This window comes from Marinomonas profundimaris (genome assembly GCF_000508165.1).
In the GTDB taxonomy this organism is placed as follows: domain Bacteria; phylum Pseudomonadota; class Gammaproteobacteria; order Pseudomonadales; family Marinomonadaceae; genus Marinomonas; species Marinomonas profundimaris.
The window spans coordinates 74,236-90,290 of record NZ_AYOZ01000001.1 but is presented as its reverse complement, the minus strand read 5'-3'; the positions used below and the strand labels follow the sequence as shown (position 1 = coordinate 90,290).

General features: G+C 45.5%; 17 protein-coding genes. 1 reads left to right on the top strand and 16 read right to left on the bottom strand.

Going from position 1 to position 16,055, the window contains the following annotated elements; all coding sequences use genetic code 11:
- Positions 1-10: 10 nt before the first annotated feature.
- From D104_RS19610 to D104_RS19535, 16 genes are all read right to left on the bottom strand, one after another.
- The gene (locus D104_RS19610) at positions 11-700 is read right to left on the bottom strand and encodes a pseudouridine synthase (protein ID WP_024022313.1); all 690 of its coding nucleotides are present in this window, start codon (positions 698-700) and stop codon (positions 11-13) included.
- A gap of 25 nt (positions 701-725) precedes the next feature.
- The gene (locus tag D104_RS19605) at positions 726-1,256 is read right to left on the bottom strand and encodes a GNAT family N-acetyltransferase (RefSeq protein ID WP_024022312.1); all 531 of its coding nucleotides are present in this window, start codon (positions 1,254-1,256) and stop codon (positions 726-728) included.
- Positions 1,257-1,406: 150 nt separating this feature from the next.
- On the bottom strand, positions 1,407-2,027 hold the full coding sequence (locus D104_RS19600; protein ID WP_024022311.1) for a YitT family protein: 621 nt from the start codon (positions 2,025-2,027) through the stop codon (positions 1,407-1,409).
- Between the two features lie 137 nt (positions 2,028-2,164).
- Positions 2,165-2,449, bottom strand: a complete 285-nt coding sequence (locus D104_RS19595; RefSeq protein ID WP_024022310.1) for a S24/S26 family peptidase — start codon at positions 2,447-2,449, stop codon at positions 2,165-2,167.
- A 77-nt stretch (positions 2,450-2,526) separates the two neighbouring features.
- Positions 2,527-3,030 (bottom strand): superoxide dismutase, Ni, encoded by a 504-nt coding sequence (gene sodN / locus D104_RS19590; protein ID WP_024022309.1) that lies wholly within the window; start codon positions 3,028-3,030, stop codon positions 2,527-2,529.
- Complete coding sequence (locus tag D104_RS19585; protein WP_024022308.1) at positions 3,020-3,241, bottom strand: hypothetical protein; 222 nt, start codon at positions 3,239-3,241, stop codon at positions 3,020-3,022. The genes sodN and D104_RS19585 overlap by 11 nt, the downstream gene beginning before the upstream one ends.
- A gap of 39 nt (positions 3,242-3,280) precedes the next feature.
- The gene (locus tag D104_RS19580) at positions 3,281-3,730 is read right to left on the bottom strand and encodes a hypothetical protein (protein ID WP_024022307.1); all 450 of its coding nucleotides are present in this window, start codon (positions 3,728-3,730) and stop codon (positions 3,281-3,283) included.
- 108 nt (positions 3,731-3,838) lie between these two features.
- Positions 3,839-4,915 carry an endonuclease/exonuclease/phosphatase family protein gene (locus D104_RS19575; protein ID WP_024022306.1) on the bottom strand — a complete coding sequence of 359 codons (1,077 nt, stop codon included), beginning with the start codon at positions 4,913-4,915 and terminating at the stop codon, positions 3,839-3,841.
- Positions 4,909-5,544, bottom strand: coding sequence for a cob(I)yrinic acid a,c-diamide adenosyltransferase (cobO, locus tag D104_RS19570; protein ID WP_051997721.1), 636 nt, complete (start codon positions 5,542-5,544; stop codon positions 4,909-4,911). The genes D104_RS19575 and cobO overlap by 7 nt, the downstream gene beginning before the upstream one ends.
- A gap of 34 nt (positions 5,545-5,578) precedes the next feature.
- On the bottom strand, positions 5,579-6,193 hold the full coding sequence (locus D104_RS19565) for a trimeric intracellular cation channel family protein (protein ID WP_024022304.1): 615 nt from the start codon (positions 6,191-6,193) through the stop codon (positions 5,579-5,581).
- A 22-nt stretch (positions 6,194-6,215) separates the two neighbouring features.
- Positions 6,216-6,806: a histidine phosphatase family protein gene (locus D104_RS19560; RefSeq protein ID WP_031214367.1), complete on the bottom strand. Its 591-nt coding sequence runs from the start codon at positions 6,804-6,806 to the stop codon at positions 6,216-6,218.
- Complete coding sequence (locus tag D104_RS19555; RefSeq protein WP_024022302.1) at positions 6,803-7,588, bottom strand: adenosylcobinamide-GDP ribazoletransferase; 786 nt, start codon at positions 7,586-7,588, stop codon at positions 6,803-6,805. The genes D104_RS19560 and D104_RS19555 overlap by 4 nt, the downstream gene beginning before the upstream one ends.
- Before the next feature lie 65 nt (positions 7,589-7,653).
- The gene (cobT, locus tag D104_RS19550) at positions 7,654-8,718 is read right to left on the bottom strand and encodes a nicotinate-nucleotide--dimethylbenzimidazole phosphoribosyltransferase (protein WP_024022301.1); all 1,065 of its coding nucleotides are present in this window, start codon (positions 8,716-8,718) and stop codon (positions 7,654-7,656) included.
- A 10-nt stretch (positions 8,719-8,728) separates the two neighbouring features.
- Positions 8,729-9,496: a 23S rRNA (guanosine(2251)-2'-O)-methyltransferase RlmB gene (rlmB, locus tag D104_RS19545; protein WP_024022300.1), complete on the bottom strand. Its 768-nt coding sequence runs from the start codon at positions 9,494-9,496 to the stop codon at positions 8,729-8,731.
- Between the two features lie 53 nt (positions 9,497-9,549).
- Positions 9,550-12,147 (bottom strand): ribonuclease R, encoded by a 2,598-nt coding sequence (rnr, locus tag D104_RS19540; RefSeq protein WP_024022299.1) that lies wholly within the window; start codon positions 12,145-12,147, stop codon positions 9,550-9,552.
- Positions 12,148-12,553: 406 nt separating this feature from the next.
- A complete protein-coding gene (locus D104_RS19535; RefSeq protein ID WP_024022298.1) occupies positions 12,554-13,393 on the bottom strand; it encodes a pyruvate, water dikinase regulatory protein in 840 nt (279 codons plus the stop codon).
- 212 nt (positions 13,394-13,605) lie between these two features.
- On the opposite strand from D104_RS19535, the gene ppsA reads away from it, so the two are divergent.
- The gene (gene ppsA, locus D104_RS19530) at positions 13,606-16,005 is read left to right on the top strand and encodes a phosphoenolpyruvate synthase (protein ID WP_031214365.1); all 2,400 of its coding nucleotides are present in this window, start codon (positions 13,606-13,608) and stop codon (positions 16,003-16,005) included.
- Positions 16,006-16,055: the final 50 nt, after the last annotated feature.

Genomic DNA, 16,055 nt, shown 5'->3' with positions numbered 1-16,055 from the left:
GGCTAAGTGATTAAAAGTACGCGACTTCTTCTTCAGTCAGCGCACGGAACTCACCAATGCCTAAGTCTGTATCAAGCGATAAAGCACCAATCTGATCACGATGCAGTTCTTCTACTTTGTTACCGACTGCCGCCAACATTCGTTTTACCTGATGATATTTCCCCTCTTGAATCGTCAGATAAATATCACATTCACTAATACGCTCAGCCACAGCAGGTAACGTCGGTTCTGATTCACCGTTCAGCATGACACCTTCTTCCAACTGCTTTAGCGCTTCATCACTGATGCGTTCACTCAACATCATACGGTAACGTTTGTTACAAGCACTACGTGGCGATGTAATTCGATGTAGCCATTGTCCATCGGTTGTCAGCAGCAATAAACCCGTTGTGTCTTTGTCTAAACGCCCAACAATGTTTAAGGTTTGGCCAAGGTGCGAAGGAATAAGGTCTAATACCGTTGGGTGTTCTGGGTCTTGGTTTGCACATACATAACCAGCGGGTTTGTGCAGCATGTAATAGCCTTCTGAAGGCCATGCTAACAAAGTGTCATCAAGACAAATTTTATCGCCTTCCTGCACTGTGTAGTTGGCCTTTTTTACCACCTCACCATTTACGGTAACACGGCCTTTTGATGCCGCAATTTTGGCCGCTTTACGTGCTAGTTCAGTCACGTGGGATAAATAAAAATCAAGTCTCAATGGAGTCGCCTATGGCTTTATAAGGTTAAGAAAATACTTCGTGGGTGGTTTCAATTTCTTTGTAGAAGAACGTGGCATTGTGCAACATACCGTTTGCGCTGCGAGTGTATCCAGGCACTTCACCAAAGGGAATATAGCCCATATTAACATACATATCATGGGCAATATCGTCGCTTCTGACTTCCAACATGAGGAGCTGCCTTTGCATGGCGGCAGCAACACGTTCAACACCTTGCATCAATATGCTGCCAAGTCCGTTCTCTCGTGCTTGAGTATGAACCATCAGCTTTTCGACATCGCAACGGTGCAATGCATTGGCTTTTGGCGACATCGCAATTTGTACACTGCCGACCACTTTATCGTCTTCACGAACCAATAAAACTTGGCGGGCATTTTCTTGCAAATCATCATGAATGGTTTGCCAGTAAGCTTTCGCTTCTAACTCGCTCATTGGTGGTAAAAACCCAATCGGAGCGCCGGAATCAACGGCGTCACACAGCAACTCAACAAGATCATCTAAGTAGGGATTAAGATTGTCTACTTTAAGTAACTCCAAACTCTATTCCTCTGTCTTTTTGATAGGCGTAATATTACCTGATGGACAGCCTCTTAGGAATCGTCACCTCAGCTTAAGCTTTCATAGGCACAAAAAAAGCGGCTAATATATAGCCGCTTTCACAGTATCCATCACCGTAATCGATACGCTCTAGACATTTCCCATGTATCGACCCGGTTTATGATTGACCGCAATGATCATGTTCAGCGCAATCGCTCCCACGATAGAGATAATGATTAAGGTGTAATCCACTACAAACACGGAGAGTAGCACGATCATACAATCCACCATCATCTGAAATTTCCCCATTGAGATACCATATTTTTCTGATAAATAGCGCGCCAGAATGTTTAAGCCACCCAAGCTTGCGTTATGACGGAACAGCATCAAAAAACCCACCCCCATCAGGAAACCACCTGCAACACTGGCGTAAATAGGATTTACCTGTTCAAAGGTAACTAACATCGGCGTCACATCAGAAAAAACAGACAGACAAAAAACAGACAAAAACGTCTTGATCGTAAATTCCCAGCCAAAGTGGATAACCGCTAGAAGATAGAAAGGAATATTAATAATGAAAAACGCCTGACCAAACGTCAAAGACGTTGAGTATTGAATCAAAAAAGCCAGTCCAGCTGAACCACCCGTTAACAAACCAGCATGAGTAAAAAGATTAACACCTAACGCGATAATTAAGGTTCCAAGAATGACGGCTTGGGCATCTTCAAGACGCGTGTGTTTTTTCACCTTAGGTAGCTCTGCTGTCGACATGGATTTCTCTCTGACTTAATAAAATAGTAAGGATTTTGAAGCGAGGATTCTAGAGAAAAATAACCGTAAGACCAACATCAGAGCGCAAAGCAATTTTGATCAGATATAAGAAAGTGTCTTGTTTTTTGTACACCTAATTAAGACGCGCAGATACGCCCTATAACCTTACCTATAACCCGTCGTGACGATACCCAACCAATACGCTCAGATTGCAGGCTCTTATTACTTTCACCTCCTAACCAAAGCTGACCATCTGGTGCGATATGCAGAACTTTTTTTACAATAAACCCATACAATGCATGGTCCACTACAACAAGATGTCCCACTTTTAGTTTTTTATACCAGCGACTGGTAAACACAAAATCACCATTGCATAAACGAGGGGCCATACTTTCCCCTTCTACTTTAATTAAGTGAAGCATATTTGACTCCTTTCATCATTTCACAGTAAGCCAGTGATATTAAGGGCATAAATAATCCCTTAATATCACACGTTAAATCACCCTTTTAAATCTGGGTATACGATATCTAGCATAGGCGGATATGGGCAAGACGCACGATACGTCGGTACGCCTTTCGTCAACCAAAAAGCTTCTGCAAATTCATTCACTAAAGCAACTAACTTTTCACCTTCCGCTCGGTCAATACCTTGCTTACACTTTGACGCCTGTAACATAATGCTGTGCGTTAAATTATGCGCACTTGGTACCTGCTCAAATTGAGGCGCTTTAAAATAGTCTCCCCAGATAATGCGAATCGCGTCTTTAACCTCGGTGCTAGCAGACTCTTTTTCACCCACTAAACGAGCTATCTGTGCGTAATCCGCTACAGCCAATGCGCCTTTGTCTTCGACCTCTTTGATCAAATCCATCAAACGAACACAACTTAACGCCGCTAACTGAGCCGTCGCTGGGTCATAAATTTTGCAGGGGATATCGCAATGGGCTTGTGCTGTTTTAAAGCGAATAACTTTGTCGAGTGTTTTAATCAAACTATGCATCATGGTTAATATCCTTCTGCTCGAATTTTTTACGACGGCGAATACATTGCTTATAAATCAAGCCACTCACTATGAGTCCACCAATCGCGGACATGGTCAAAATATGGATAGGTTCACTTGACCAATGGGAGTGGTCATGGCCGGGGTGCGCCTGAGCTATTTGGCTCATAACCACAAAACAACTGAACAACATGGTAGTAAAAACAGATTTCATATAATTATCCTTATGAATCATGTTAGATGGAGAAAACGATTAATGGCGAACCATTACTTTTGAACCAGAACCAGAAACGGCATGAGACAAGGCCTGCATTAAGGCTTTGCTCTGAGCGGAGACATGCTTACTGTGGCTTTGCGTGAACAACTCCCATTCGAAACGAATATGCGTCGCTGTTCTCATAATCAAACCTCTTTGCTCATCATCCACATCAGGACGAACAATAATGGCTTGTAAAAAGTTGACCGCATTTTCATATTGAGTATTCGCAGAAATGAAATCGCCCAGCGCGGTATACGACTCAGCGATGTTTAGAAAGCTAACCGCAGCCGCCGCAACAGCCGATTCAGCATCACGATAAAAATCATCATCAAATGACATTTCTGCTTGCGATAATGCCTGCTGATTGAGTTCAACAGCTTCCGAAAAAGCATGATTTGAAAAAGCTCTATTTGCTTGTCTTGTTAAACGCTCCCAGTTCTGCATTATTTTCTCCGCGATCTTTGTAATGGATTAATAAAACCTAATGAGAATCATTATCGTAAAAGATCTGAAATAAATCCAGCTTATTTGAGAATAAATCTCATTTAATTTTTAGCGCGCGGTGGTTACATCAAGATAGACAAGACGATGGTCAGATGTGTTTTTAAGAAGAGAATATGTAGCGTCGTGCAAGCTTGGCCAAAAGACCGCCTGCCCTACCGTTTTTAGCAAATAGCTAGGCCTAACGTAATCAGCCTGCATTCGCCACACGGCAGTATGATAAGCACTGTATTTTTTATTGCCTTTTGGAGAGTGATCAATGCCACCCACGCTGCGTGGAAAATCTATTGCAGACATCATAGGGTGTGTTAATAAATTGTGAATCGCTGATCGATCCGAATCACCCTCATAGGATGATGCATTCAAATCGCCCATCAACACAAAGTCGGCAGAATTAATATCATCAAAAGCAAACCCACCTCGACGTCCTTGATCGTCAATAAAATAAGGCGCCTTTGAAAGGTAGTCTGACCAAAAACGAATTTCGTCTTGGTTGCGACAAAAGTTTCTCCGTTCAGCGCCATCAAAAACAGGCGGTGTAGGATGAGAACACAAACAATGCAGATCTTGCCCGTTCACCTGAACCACAATATCCCAATGCGATTTAGACGATATTGGCAACACCGCCAAATCACCCTCATCAAACCAAGCGTCACCAGATGGGTGTTTTGGTAAACGTGCATTTGGCATATCACGCCATAGGAAGTGTTGAAAAGTCCGAGAAGCCGAATGATTTATTGGAAAGCGAGACAATAACAGCATGCCATATTGGCCAGGAAAATCCCCAAAACCTAAGGCATCGGCGCCTTTATTCGTAGCAACGCCGTCTTTGTCAAAATCTCGACCTGAAGGCATGCCAGTATTGACTGGCTGACAAAAAGAAAAGGGGTAGTCTAAACCCGGATTGGAAGCGGAAGGTTTTCTTAGTAAGCCTTGTAAAAGACGGGCGGTCTCGCCAGAAGCATCAAAATCCACCTCATTCAGCAAGAGTATATCGGCGCGCACTTCTTGCAATAGCGCGACAGTGGCAAGTACCTGTTTGTCCTTGCCAGATTGTATTGCGGTTAACAGCCCTCCGGAATGCGTTCGGCTCAGTGCGGTATTGTAGCTCGCAAAGCGAACTACCATTCAATGCCCACTTGCGCTTTCACACCATGTGCAAAAGCATGACGTTCATTTGCAATCTTGCTGTGCGTATCAACACTATCTAATAGCGCTCTTGGTGCTGTGCGGCCTGTCATCATCACATTTTGATGAAGCGGACGTGCCGCTAACGCAGCGATCAAGTCATCTTCATTCAGATAACCATATTTGTACATGTAGGTAATTTCATCTAGCAAAACAAAATGCACGCTTGGATCAGACAACATTTTCTTCGCTAAAGCCCAAGCTTGTTCTGCCGCTTCTTTTTCCAATTCAGGGTTACGAGTTTCCCACGTGAAACCGTGTCCCATAACATGAAAATCCACCAATGGATGTGAACCGAAAAACAACTGCTCACCCGTCGCTTTGCGGCCTTTGATAAACTGAATGACTGCACTTTTTTGACCATGACCTAATGCTCTCGCCATCGTACCAAACGCACTGGAACTTTTGCCTTTACCGTTGCCAGTCAGCAAAATAGTCACACCGCGCTCTTCCGTTGCTGCCGCGATACGCTGGTCAACTACCGCTTTTTTTTTCAACAAGCGAGCTTCATTTTTTTCAGCTTGTTCTGTTTCTTGCGCCTTTGCTTTTTGTTCTGGTGAAAGCGTCATCATCATTTATCTCTTTTATGCTATTTTTTTTGTACTATCGTTTTTTGTACAACAACCAACTGGGATAATACAAATCTTTGTGTATCGCAAACACCCTAAGTATAAAGACTAATGCCACGGCGTAAATCGAGTTAAATTCATGTGTGGGTATGTTTTTTTCAAGCAACACTAACAGCAGCGCGCCCAAAAATGCGGGCGTAGCATAAAACTCTCGCCCCAACACCAAAGGCGGACGATGGCTCAATACATCACGAATAATACCGCCAGCCACCCCAGTTATAATCCCCATGGTGATCGCTATTGTTGGTGGAAAACCAAGATTCAATACCTTTTCGGTCGCCACAACGGTAAACAAAGCCAAACCAAATGAATCGGCATAATGGAAAACGGTTTGCCTATTTTCAATCAATCGCACGGTAAAAAATGCCAACACAGAAGACAAAAATGCCACCCACAAATAGGAGGTATCTTTTACCCAATATACGGCTTCGACGGACAACACAGTATCTCGAATTGTACCGCCACCAAGCGACGTCACCATGCCCAAAAATACCACGCTAAAAAGATCCATGTCTTTTTTACCTGACGAAATAACACCTGTGATGGCGAACGCAGCAATCCCAAACATACCCAAAAAATATAGTAGCATTCTCTTTTATATCTCAAAAAACCTAAGCAGAAACCCAGTCACCCGCGCCCAAACGCGTCAGTGATACAAAGTCGCCTTGAATCGAAAATTCCGTCACACTGCTGAAACCGACATTAATACGATGGCATTGTGCCAAAGGCCATTGGCAAAGCAAACTGACAAACACCTTGATCACACCAGAATGAGCGACCACGACAACATTGTCGGCTGGCGAGTCTTTCACCGACAACCACCATTGCCAAACGCGGTCCGCCACAGCCTGTAACGACTCACCATTATAAGGTGTCGCATACACGATATCGTCGGCCCAAAGATCGATTTCAGCCTTGGGAATATCCTGCCAACACACGCCTTCCCAATCTCCGAAATCCAGCTCTTTAAGAGCATCAACAGATTGCGAACGGCCATCACAAACAAACTCAGCGAGTTGCGCTGCGCGACTCAATGGACTGTGATAACCAATCGTTGAAACCGCATCAAAGGACAAAGACAATGACTCTTTTAACGCCTTTGCGCCCTCTTCCCAACCTTGCACTAGCGGCACATCCATATCACCGTAACACAAGCCTTTTTGTACATCAGGACGTGGGTGGCGAACCAAAAACAATTTCACGAATAGGATACCAGCAAACATGTGATGATAAGAATTTCGCCTATTTGTTCACTCGCTCCTAATGTATCACCGTTAAAACCTTCTATTTTTTGACGCAAATACATTCGCATCAAAATAGTCAGACCGGTTGCAATTAATAAGACAGTAATCAAATCCAAAACGTTAAATGCTAAAAAGCCAATAACAAGACAAGGCGCCAACGCGACACCCCACTGGCACGGCGTTAGTTTGGCAATCATAGTAGATGCTTTGCTCTGCCCCATGGTCACATAGTCAAGGCAACTCATTAGACCTAAGGGAATCACTCTCGCCATCACATGCACGGCACACCAAGCCGACAGAGTATAAATAAACCCTAAAAAAGAAGGTGGAATGATGTCCAACAGCTCACTAAGCAACAGCCATTTTAGCGACAAAGAAAACCAAATTGATAAAGCAGCATAACTGCCGATTCGTGAATCTTTCATGATAGTCAAACGCTGCTCTTTGTCCCAACCACCAATCAAGCCGTCACATGCATCCATTAGTCCATCTTCATGAAATCCGCCCGTCAACAACACCGCGGTCAATAGCATCAAGATTGCTTGCAACGAAGAAGACCAATCAAACCAAAGCGGCCAAGCGCTGATTAACGCAACAACGATACCGATCCATGGCAAAAAGCACACCGCTGGGATGTGCTTTATATCATCACTCCAATCCACTTTTAATGGGATTCGAGTGTAAGTAACAAGACTGCGTTTAAAGCCTTGCCAATAGGGGCCAACTGCCATGCCTTTCATTTATATTTACTTCTTAATGTTGTGGTTTCATGCAGCAATTGCCATTAAAACAAGCCGCATGACTGTCACGAGGTAGAGTCGCTCACACCAGCGCTTTCAAAGCTGGCCATTGTAGTCAAAAACACACAAGCACTCTTAATCAAAGGGTACGCCAAGATGGCGCCAGAACCTTCTCCAAGACGCAAATCCAAGGACAAAATCGGTTCTGCATTTAAGTGCTCTAGTAGCAGTTTGTGGGCTTTTTCATTCGACTGATGGGCAAAAATGGCGTATTCACGCACATTCGACGCGATCTTCTGGGCAAACAACAAAGCCACAGAGCAAATAAATCCATCCACAACAAAAGCCGTACCACGTTGCGCCGATTGCAACATAGCGCCCGCCATTGCCAAAATCTCAAAACCGCCCACTTGTTCAGCCAGCGTTTGCGCACTCCAGTCTGACATTGATTGATCGGTTTCTTGCTCAGCCCGTTTTAATGACTGCTCAATAACCTTGGCTTTATGAGAAACGCCTGCGACATCTAAGCCAGTTCCGCGTCCTGCACTGTCCGATGCACTCGTGCCGATCAACGCCGTCATCATACAAGATGACACACACGTATTGCCGATGCCCATTTCTCCAAACATCAACAAATTCACACCGTCATCGATCGCAAGATCAGCTTCATCAACACCCGCTTGAATAGCGCGAGCCGCTTCGTCCGCTGTCATCGCCGCTTCTTGACTAAAGTCTTTAGACGCCATTGCCACTTTGCGAGCACCCAATAAAGGATGATCGTCCAGTGCCGCATTCACGCCTACATCAACCACTCGTAAAGGCACATTGTGCTGATCGCAGAAAACACTCACCGCCGCGCCACCCATCAAGAAGTTCATCACCATTTGGGGCGTCACCTCCTGAGGAAACAAACTAATGCCTTGCGCTACAACACCATGGTCGGCGGCAAACACAATCATTTTAGGCTTTGACACATCCGGCATGACTGTTTGCTGGATTTTCCCCAATTGAAAAGCAATCTTTTCTAATTCACCCAACGCCCCTAAGGGCTTGGTTTTATTATCAATTTTCTGCTGTAACTCGGAATCAATCGCAGACAATGGCGCTTGAATTGTGAACTGCTGAAACACGCCTTACCCCTTACGCTTTCACTTTTGCGGCACGCTGACGAACCACTTCAAACAAGCAAATTCCAGTCGCAACTGACACATTCAAACTGGACACCACACCTGCCATTGGCAGCTTAACCAGATAATCACATTGTTCACGAGTTAGACGACGCATACCGTCACCTTCCGCACCCATCACAATGGCCGTCGGAATAGACAAATCATGTTCGTAGATGGTTTGTGTTGCTTCGCCTGCCGTACCAAAGATCCAAACACCTTGATCTTGTAATTTCTTCATTGTACGAGCAAGGTTGGTCACCGCATAAACGGGGATACTTTCCGCGGCACCGCAAGCCACTTTACTGACCGTTGCATTTAACGGCGCAGAATTGTCTTTCGGCATAACCACCGCATGAGCGCCCGCCGCATCAGCACTTCGTAAACACGCACCCAAATTATGTGGGTCGGTTACTCCGTCCAAAATAATGATCAGTGGCGTTTCATCTAACCCTGCAACCAACGTGTGTAAATCCGCTTCATTACCCGCTTTGGCCATGGTGGTATAAGCCACGACGCCCTGATGAACCGCTCGCTCTTTGTTTTTCGTAAAAAGCTGATCCAACTCTTTACGAGGCACCACGCTGTAACGCACTTTATTGGATTTACAAAGCTGTACCAAACGTTGGTTTTTCTTGTCATCACGACCTTCTTGAAAGCGCACTTCTTTGACGCGTTCAGGCTGTTGGGTCAACGCATTTTCCACGGCATGTATACCGTATATCCATTCTAAATCTGACATGTTTTACGCTTTACTCTATAAATTCGAATTTTCTAAAACCAAAGGACTTTTAATCAATCTTTCGCTTTTGGTTTAGCGTTGCTCTTTTTCGGCTTCTTTGGTTTTTTCGGCTTTTTGGCCGCTGAAGCTGGCTTACCATTCGCCCCTGTGCCGTTTGTTTTTTTCAATCGAATGCGCTTGCCTTTGGAAACAGGAGGACGGCGCTTTTTCTTCGCCTTACCGCTCGAGTCTTTGGCGTCCTTACCGTCTTTCGATGATTTTTCGTCTTTCGACTTATCACTTTTCGCAATCGCTTTGTCAGCATGCTTTGGCTTAGAGCGTCCGCCTAACTCAATCGGAGGCAATTGCGCCAACTGCATTTCCAATTCCGTTTTATCGTTGCGCTCCACTTTCTTACGAGAACGCGATGGTGCAGCACCGGCATCGTCTAAACTTAAATCGATTTTGCGTTGCTCAAGATTGACGCTGGCTACGCGTACTTTCAAGGTATCGCCCAAGCGGAAAACTCGGCCGGTACGCTCGCCAATAATCGCCTGATGTTCGATGTCGTGAACAAAGTAATCCTGCCCAAGACCCGAAATATGCACCAAACCATCGACGAACAAACCTTGCAACTCGACGAATAAACCAAACGACGTTACCGCGGTAACAACACCATCAAACGCTTCGCCAAGATGCTGCTCAACGTACTGACATTTTAGCCACGCTTCTACGTCACGCGTTGCTTCATCGGCACGGCGCTCTGTAACAGAACAAGAATCACCAAAGCCATCCATGTCGGCTTGATCGTAACCGTAGATCTTACGCTCTTTTAGTTCAGGGCTACCCGCAACACGATGCGCTTGACGCACAACCGGACGGCCTTCACCACGAATCAAATAACGAATCGCACGATGCACTAACAAATCTGGGTAACGACGAATCGGCGAAGTAAAGTGAGTATACGCTTCGTAATTCAAGCCAAAGTGGCCTAAGTTATCCGCTTGATAAACCGCTTGTGACATAGAACGCAACATCATCACTTGAATGCTACGAGAATCCGCACGCTCTTTCAGCTGCTCGGCCAATTGTGCGTAATCATCTGGTGTTGGTTTCGCACCACCAGATAACTCCAACCCCAACAAACCTAAGTATGTACGAAGTGTTAACAAACGGTCTTCTTTTGGCCCTTCATGAACACGGTACAAGGCTGGCAAATCGGCTTTAATTAATAGCTCTGCGGTCGCCACGTTGGCGCACAACATACATTCTTCAATAAGCTTATGTGCATCGTTACGCTCAACCGGAATAATGTGTTCAATTTTCGAATTTTCATCGAACACCATACGAGTTTCAACCGTATCAAACTCCATCGCACCACGCTCATCGCGCGCGCCTTTTAGCGTGTGATAAAGCCCATTCAAATCATCGATATGAGACACAATAGACGCATAACGCTCACGCAATTCAATACCTTGCTCTTCTGGCTCGGCGGCGATCATCTTCGCCACTTTTGAATACGTCAAACGAGCATGAGAGCGAATCAAACCTTCATAGAATTTGAAGCCACGCATCTTGCCTTTCGTCGTCAACGAAATTTCGGCCACCATCGCCAAACGATCAACGTCTGGATTCAAGGAGCACAAACCGTTCGACAACACTTCCGGCAGCATTGGAATTACTTTGCCAGGAAAGTAAACGGAGTTACCGCGAACAATCGCTTCTTCGTCCAGCGCGGTGTCTTTCTTCACGTAATGAGACACATCCGCGATGGCAACGAAAAGCTTCCAACCGCCAGCGGTTTTTTCACAATAGACGGCGTCATCAAAATCGCGGGCGTCTTCACCATCGATCGTCACAAACGGTGTGTCGCGAAGATCAACGCGATGCGCTTTGTCTTCTTCTGATACTTCTGCAGTGAAACTCTTAATTTGTTTTTCAACCGCGGCTGGCCATTCGTTCGGAATCTCGAAACGATGCATCGCCACTTCGATTTCAACACCCGGTGCCATAAAGTCACCGAGGATTTTTTTAACTAACCCTTGTGCAGGCTTACCGCGCTCAGCATAAGACACTATCTCAGCCAAAACATACTGACCGTGTTTTGGCGTTAAGCCAGAATCCGTAGTAATCAAGATGTCTTGCGCTATGCGAGGATTTTCTGGTGTCACAAACGCCGTGCCACTTTCTAAATAATAACGACCAACCATCTGGCTGTGCTTGCGTTCTAGCACTTCAACTACCACGCCGTCTAAACGACCTTTTACACTACGACCAGAAAGACGCGCTTTTATTTTGTCGCCATCCATCACGTTTTGCATTTGACGAGCAGAAAGGAAAATATCGTCATCGCTTTGACGCAACAAGAAACCATGACCTTCTTTATTGCCCTGAACGTAACCTTCAATCAGGTCACTTTCTAAAATGGGCGTGTATTCATCATTTTGGTTGCTGGTCATCTGGTTATCGCGACACATAGCGATAAGACGGCGACGGAGGGCTTCGATTTCATCTTCGCCAGTCAGCGAAAATGCGGTGCATAAGTCCAAATGGCCCATGCTTTTATTTTGGGTCGCAAGAAATTCTAGGATGAATTCACGGCTCGGTACTGGATTGTCGTACTTAGACGCTTCTCGCTGCTTGTGGGGGTCGTTAATTTTTTTATTACTCAATGTATTTTTATCCTTGGTTTTTTAATAAGACGCCCTTTTATAAAGTAGAAATATGAACATCTTACTATTTAGAACGATTACAGCGCTTGGTTGTCATTTCTGACAAGTCACTTCCAATAAGCTACTTGAGCCAAGTCACCAATACGTTCAATTACTCGATATTATAGAGCATATTCACCAAATACTCTCCAAGTTCGCACTGCTCTTAGCATTATCTGCACACTCTATTGAGGGAAATTTGGTAATTACACAACAAAATGTCGTTATCACGACAAATCGTCCGTACCACCAACGGCATCTCTCATGCCTTTTAGGACCAAAACAAACATTTTCATTACTTTTTTGTCTATATTTCCACCAAAAAGCACCAACCTATCGAATTATTCGATCTTTTAACGTGAAAAACTTACTGGCGATGGCGAACCAAATTCATCTCTGCCATCACTTTGGTGGAAATTTCTTCCACAGACAGTTTTGTCGAGTTTAAAAAAGGGATGCGTTCTTGGCGATATAACGACTCGACTTCATCTACTTCATAGCGACACTGACGCGCCGACGCGTATTTGCTCGCCGCCATTCGACCAGTACGAATTTCGTGCAAACGCTGAGCATCGATGGTCAAACCAAACAGTTTCTTCTTATGTTCTTTTAGAATTTTAGGCAGACCAGGAGAAGAGAAATCGTCTTCGGTGATGGGGTAATTTGCCGCTTTAATACCGTATTGCATTGCCAAATACAGACTGGTCGGCGTTTTGCCTGAACGAGACACACCCAGCAAGATGATATCCGCTTGATCGAAATTTTTGATCGATGCCCCATCGTCATTTGCCAGTGCGTAGTTGATAGCGTCTATGCGCCCGTCATAAACCCCCTCTTTCATACCGTGGGCTTTTTGTGCTGTCGGTTGCGCCTTTACACCCAAGGCTTTTTCGATCGGCAAGAGCAAATCGCCAAACAAATTATAACAATGACAATCACACGACTGAACAATGTCACGAATGGCTACGTCAGATACAGTATAAAAAACCAGCAGTGCAACGCCTTGTTGCACCTCTAAATTGATCTGCTGCTTTAACCCTTCCGCCTGATCTTTGGTGGTCAAAAAAGGCACACTTTTTGTTTCTACCGCCACATCAAAGAAAGACAACATTGCCGAACCAAACACCTCCGCCGTGATCGCCGTTCCATCTGAAACAAAATACACTTTCATCCCATTTCCACCCATTTTGTTGTTATCTAACGACATTCATTTTTCCGATTGAAATAAAACTACATCGAATAATCGATTTTATTCAAGGCCACTCACCTACATACAATGAACTCAGACACCGCGTTTTGACAAGTCTCTGTGATGCGTAAACTCACAGCACTCGATCTACAGTGGATGACATTAAGCAAACTGACCGTAACACTATTTTTGCTATTCTTTATATTAAGAAAAAACAACGGGAGTCTCTTGTGAGCAAGTTTATTAAGTGGTTTAAAGATCTTCATATGGAAGATGTCGGTGAAGTTGGCGGCAAAAACGCCTCTTTGGGAGAAATGATTTCTAACCTGACAGACCTAGGTATTCAAGTACCAAACGGTTTCGCAACTACTTCCTATGCTTATCAAAGTTTTATTACAGAAAGTGGCTTAGATGACAAAATTCATAAAGCACTCGACGAATTGGATGTCGACGACGTTCACGCTCTTGCTGAAACCGGCGTGAAAATTCGCCAATGGATTGCCGACGCTACTTTCTCTGCGGAGTTTGACCAAGAAATTGAAGCCGCCTTCACCGTATTATGCGATGACAACGCCGACGATGCCTCTTTCGCCGTCCGTTCATCTGCTACCGCGGAAGATCTACCCGATGCGTCTTTTGCCGGTCAGCAAGAAACCTTCCTAAACGTCAAAGGCTTAGCCGACATCAAAGCGTCGATCAAACGCGTGTTTGCGTCTCTCTTTAATGACCGCGCGATCTCTTACCGCGTACACCAAGGCTTCGAACACCAAGGTGTTTCCTTGTCTGCTGGCATTCAAAAAATGGTGCGCAGTGACATTGGCGCTTCTGGCGTGTTGTTCACCCTAGACACAGAATCTGGTTTTGACGAAGTGGTTTTCATCACCGCTGCTTACGGTCTTGGTGAAATGGTCGTACAAGGCACGGTCAACCCAGACGAATACTACGTTCACAAACCAACCCTTGCGGCCGAACGTCCAGCGGTGGTTCGTAAAAGCCTTGGCAGCAAAGCACAAAAAATGGAATACGCCGAAGTCGATGGCGACGACGAATTTGTCAAAATCGTCCCAGTGGCATTAGACGATCAAAATCGCTTTGCACTGAGCAACGACGAGATTGAAGACCTTGCTCGCCAAGCCTGCATTATCGAAAAACACTACCAACGTCCGATGGACATTGAGTGGGCGAAAGACGGCATTGACGGTAAAATCTACATCGTTCAAGCGCGACCAGAAACCGTTCGCAGTCAAGGTAACGCGCAAAGCATGGAACGTTACAACCTAAAACAGACCTCTAACGTGATGATCACAGGCCGAGCCATTGGCCACAAGATCGGCACAGGTGAAGTGAAGGTGTTGTCTTCTATTACCGAAATGGATCGAATCAACCCTGGTGACGTTTTGGTCACCGATATAACCGATCCTGATTGGGAACCCATCATGAAGCGCGCCTCTGCGATTGTCACCAATCGCGGCGGACGGACTTGCCACGCGGCGATCATCGCTCGCGAACTTGGCATTCCCGCTGTTGTTGGTTGTGGCGACGCAACCGACGTGTTAAAGGATGGTCAAAAAGTCACCGTTTCTTGCGCACAAGGCGACATGGGCTTTGTTTACCAAGGCGAATTGCCATTCGACATCATCACTTCCGAAGTCAGCAACATGCCAGAACTGCCAGTAAAAATCATGATGAATGTGGGTAACCCAAACCGTGCCTTCGACTTTGCCATGCTGCCAAACGCGGGCATCGGCTTGGCTCGCTTAGAGTTCATCATCAACCGCATGATCGGCATTCACCCAAAAGCTTTGTTGAACTACGCAGACATGACACCCGCCTTGCAAGAAGAAATCGACCATCGCATCGCCGGCTACAACAGCCCTGTGGAATTCTATGTCGACAAACTGGTTGAAGGCGTCGCGACACTCGCTTGCTCATTCTCCAACAAGCCAGTCATCGTGCGTTTGTCTGACTTTAAATCGAACGAATACCACAACCTTGTGGGCGGTCCGTTGTTTGAACCAGACGAAGAAAACCCAATGCTTGGTTTCCGTGGTGCCGCGCGCTACATCGACGACTCGTTCCGCGATTGCTTCGCCCTAGAATGCGAAGCCATTCGCCGCGTTCGTAACGTCATGGGACTGACCAACGTACAAATCATGATTCCATTTGTACGCACACTGGAAGAAGCACAGCAAGTTACCGAACTCCTAGCGGAACAAGGTTTGGCTCGTGGTGAAAACGGCCTGAAAGTCATCATGATGTGTGAACTACCGTCTAACGCCCTACTGGCTGACGAGTTCCTACAATACTTTGATGGTTTCTCAATCGGCTCGAACGATTTGACTCAATTAACACTTGGACTAGACCGCGACTCAGGATTGATTGCCGACAAATTCGACGAACGTAACCCAGCGGTTAAAAAGCTACTCAAAATGGCGATCACCGCCTGTCGTGAACAAGGAAAATACGTGGGTATTTGTGGCCAAGGCCCATCCGACCACGCCGACTTCGCCGACTGGTTAGTGGCTCAAGGCATCGAAAGCATGTCTCTTAACCCAGACACCGTAATCGAAACATGGCTGCACCTTGATGAAGTATTGAAAAATGCGGAATTGAATAACAAAGCCATTTAATGGAACACCTCTGTTGGGCCGCTGTAAGCGGCTCTACTGGCAACCGACTG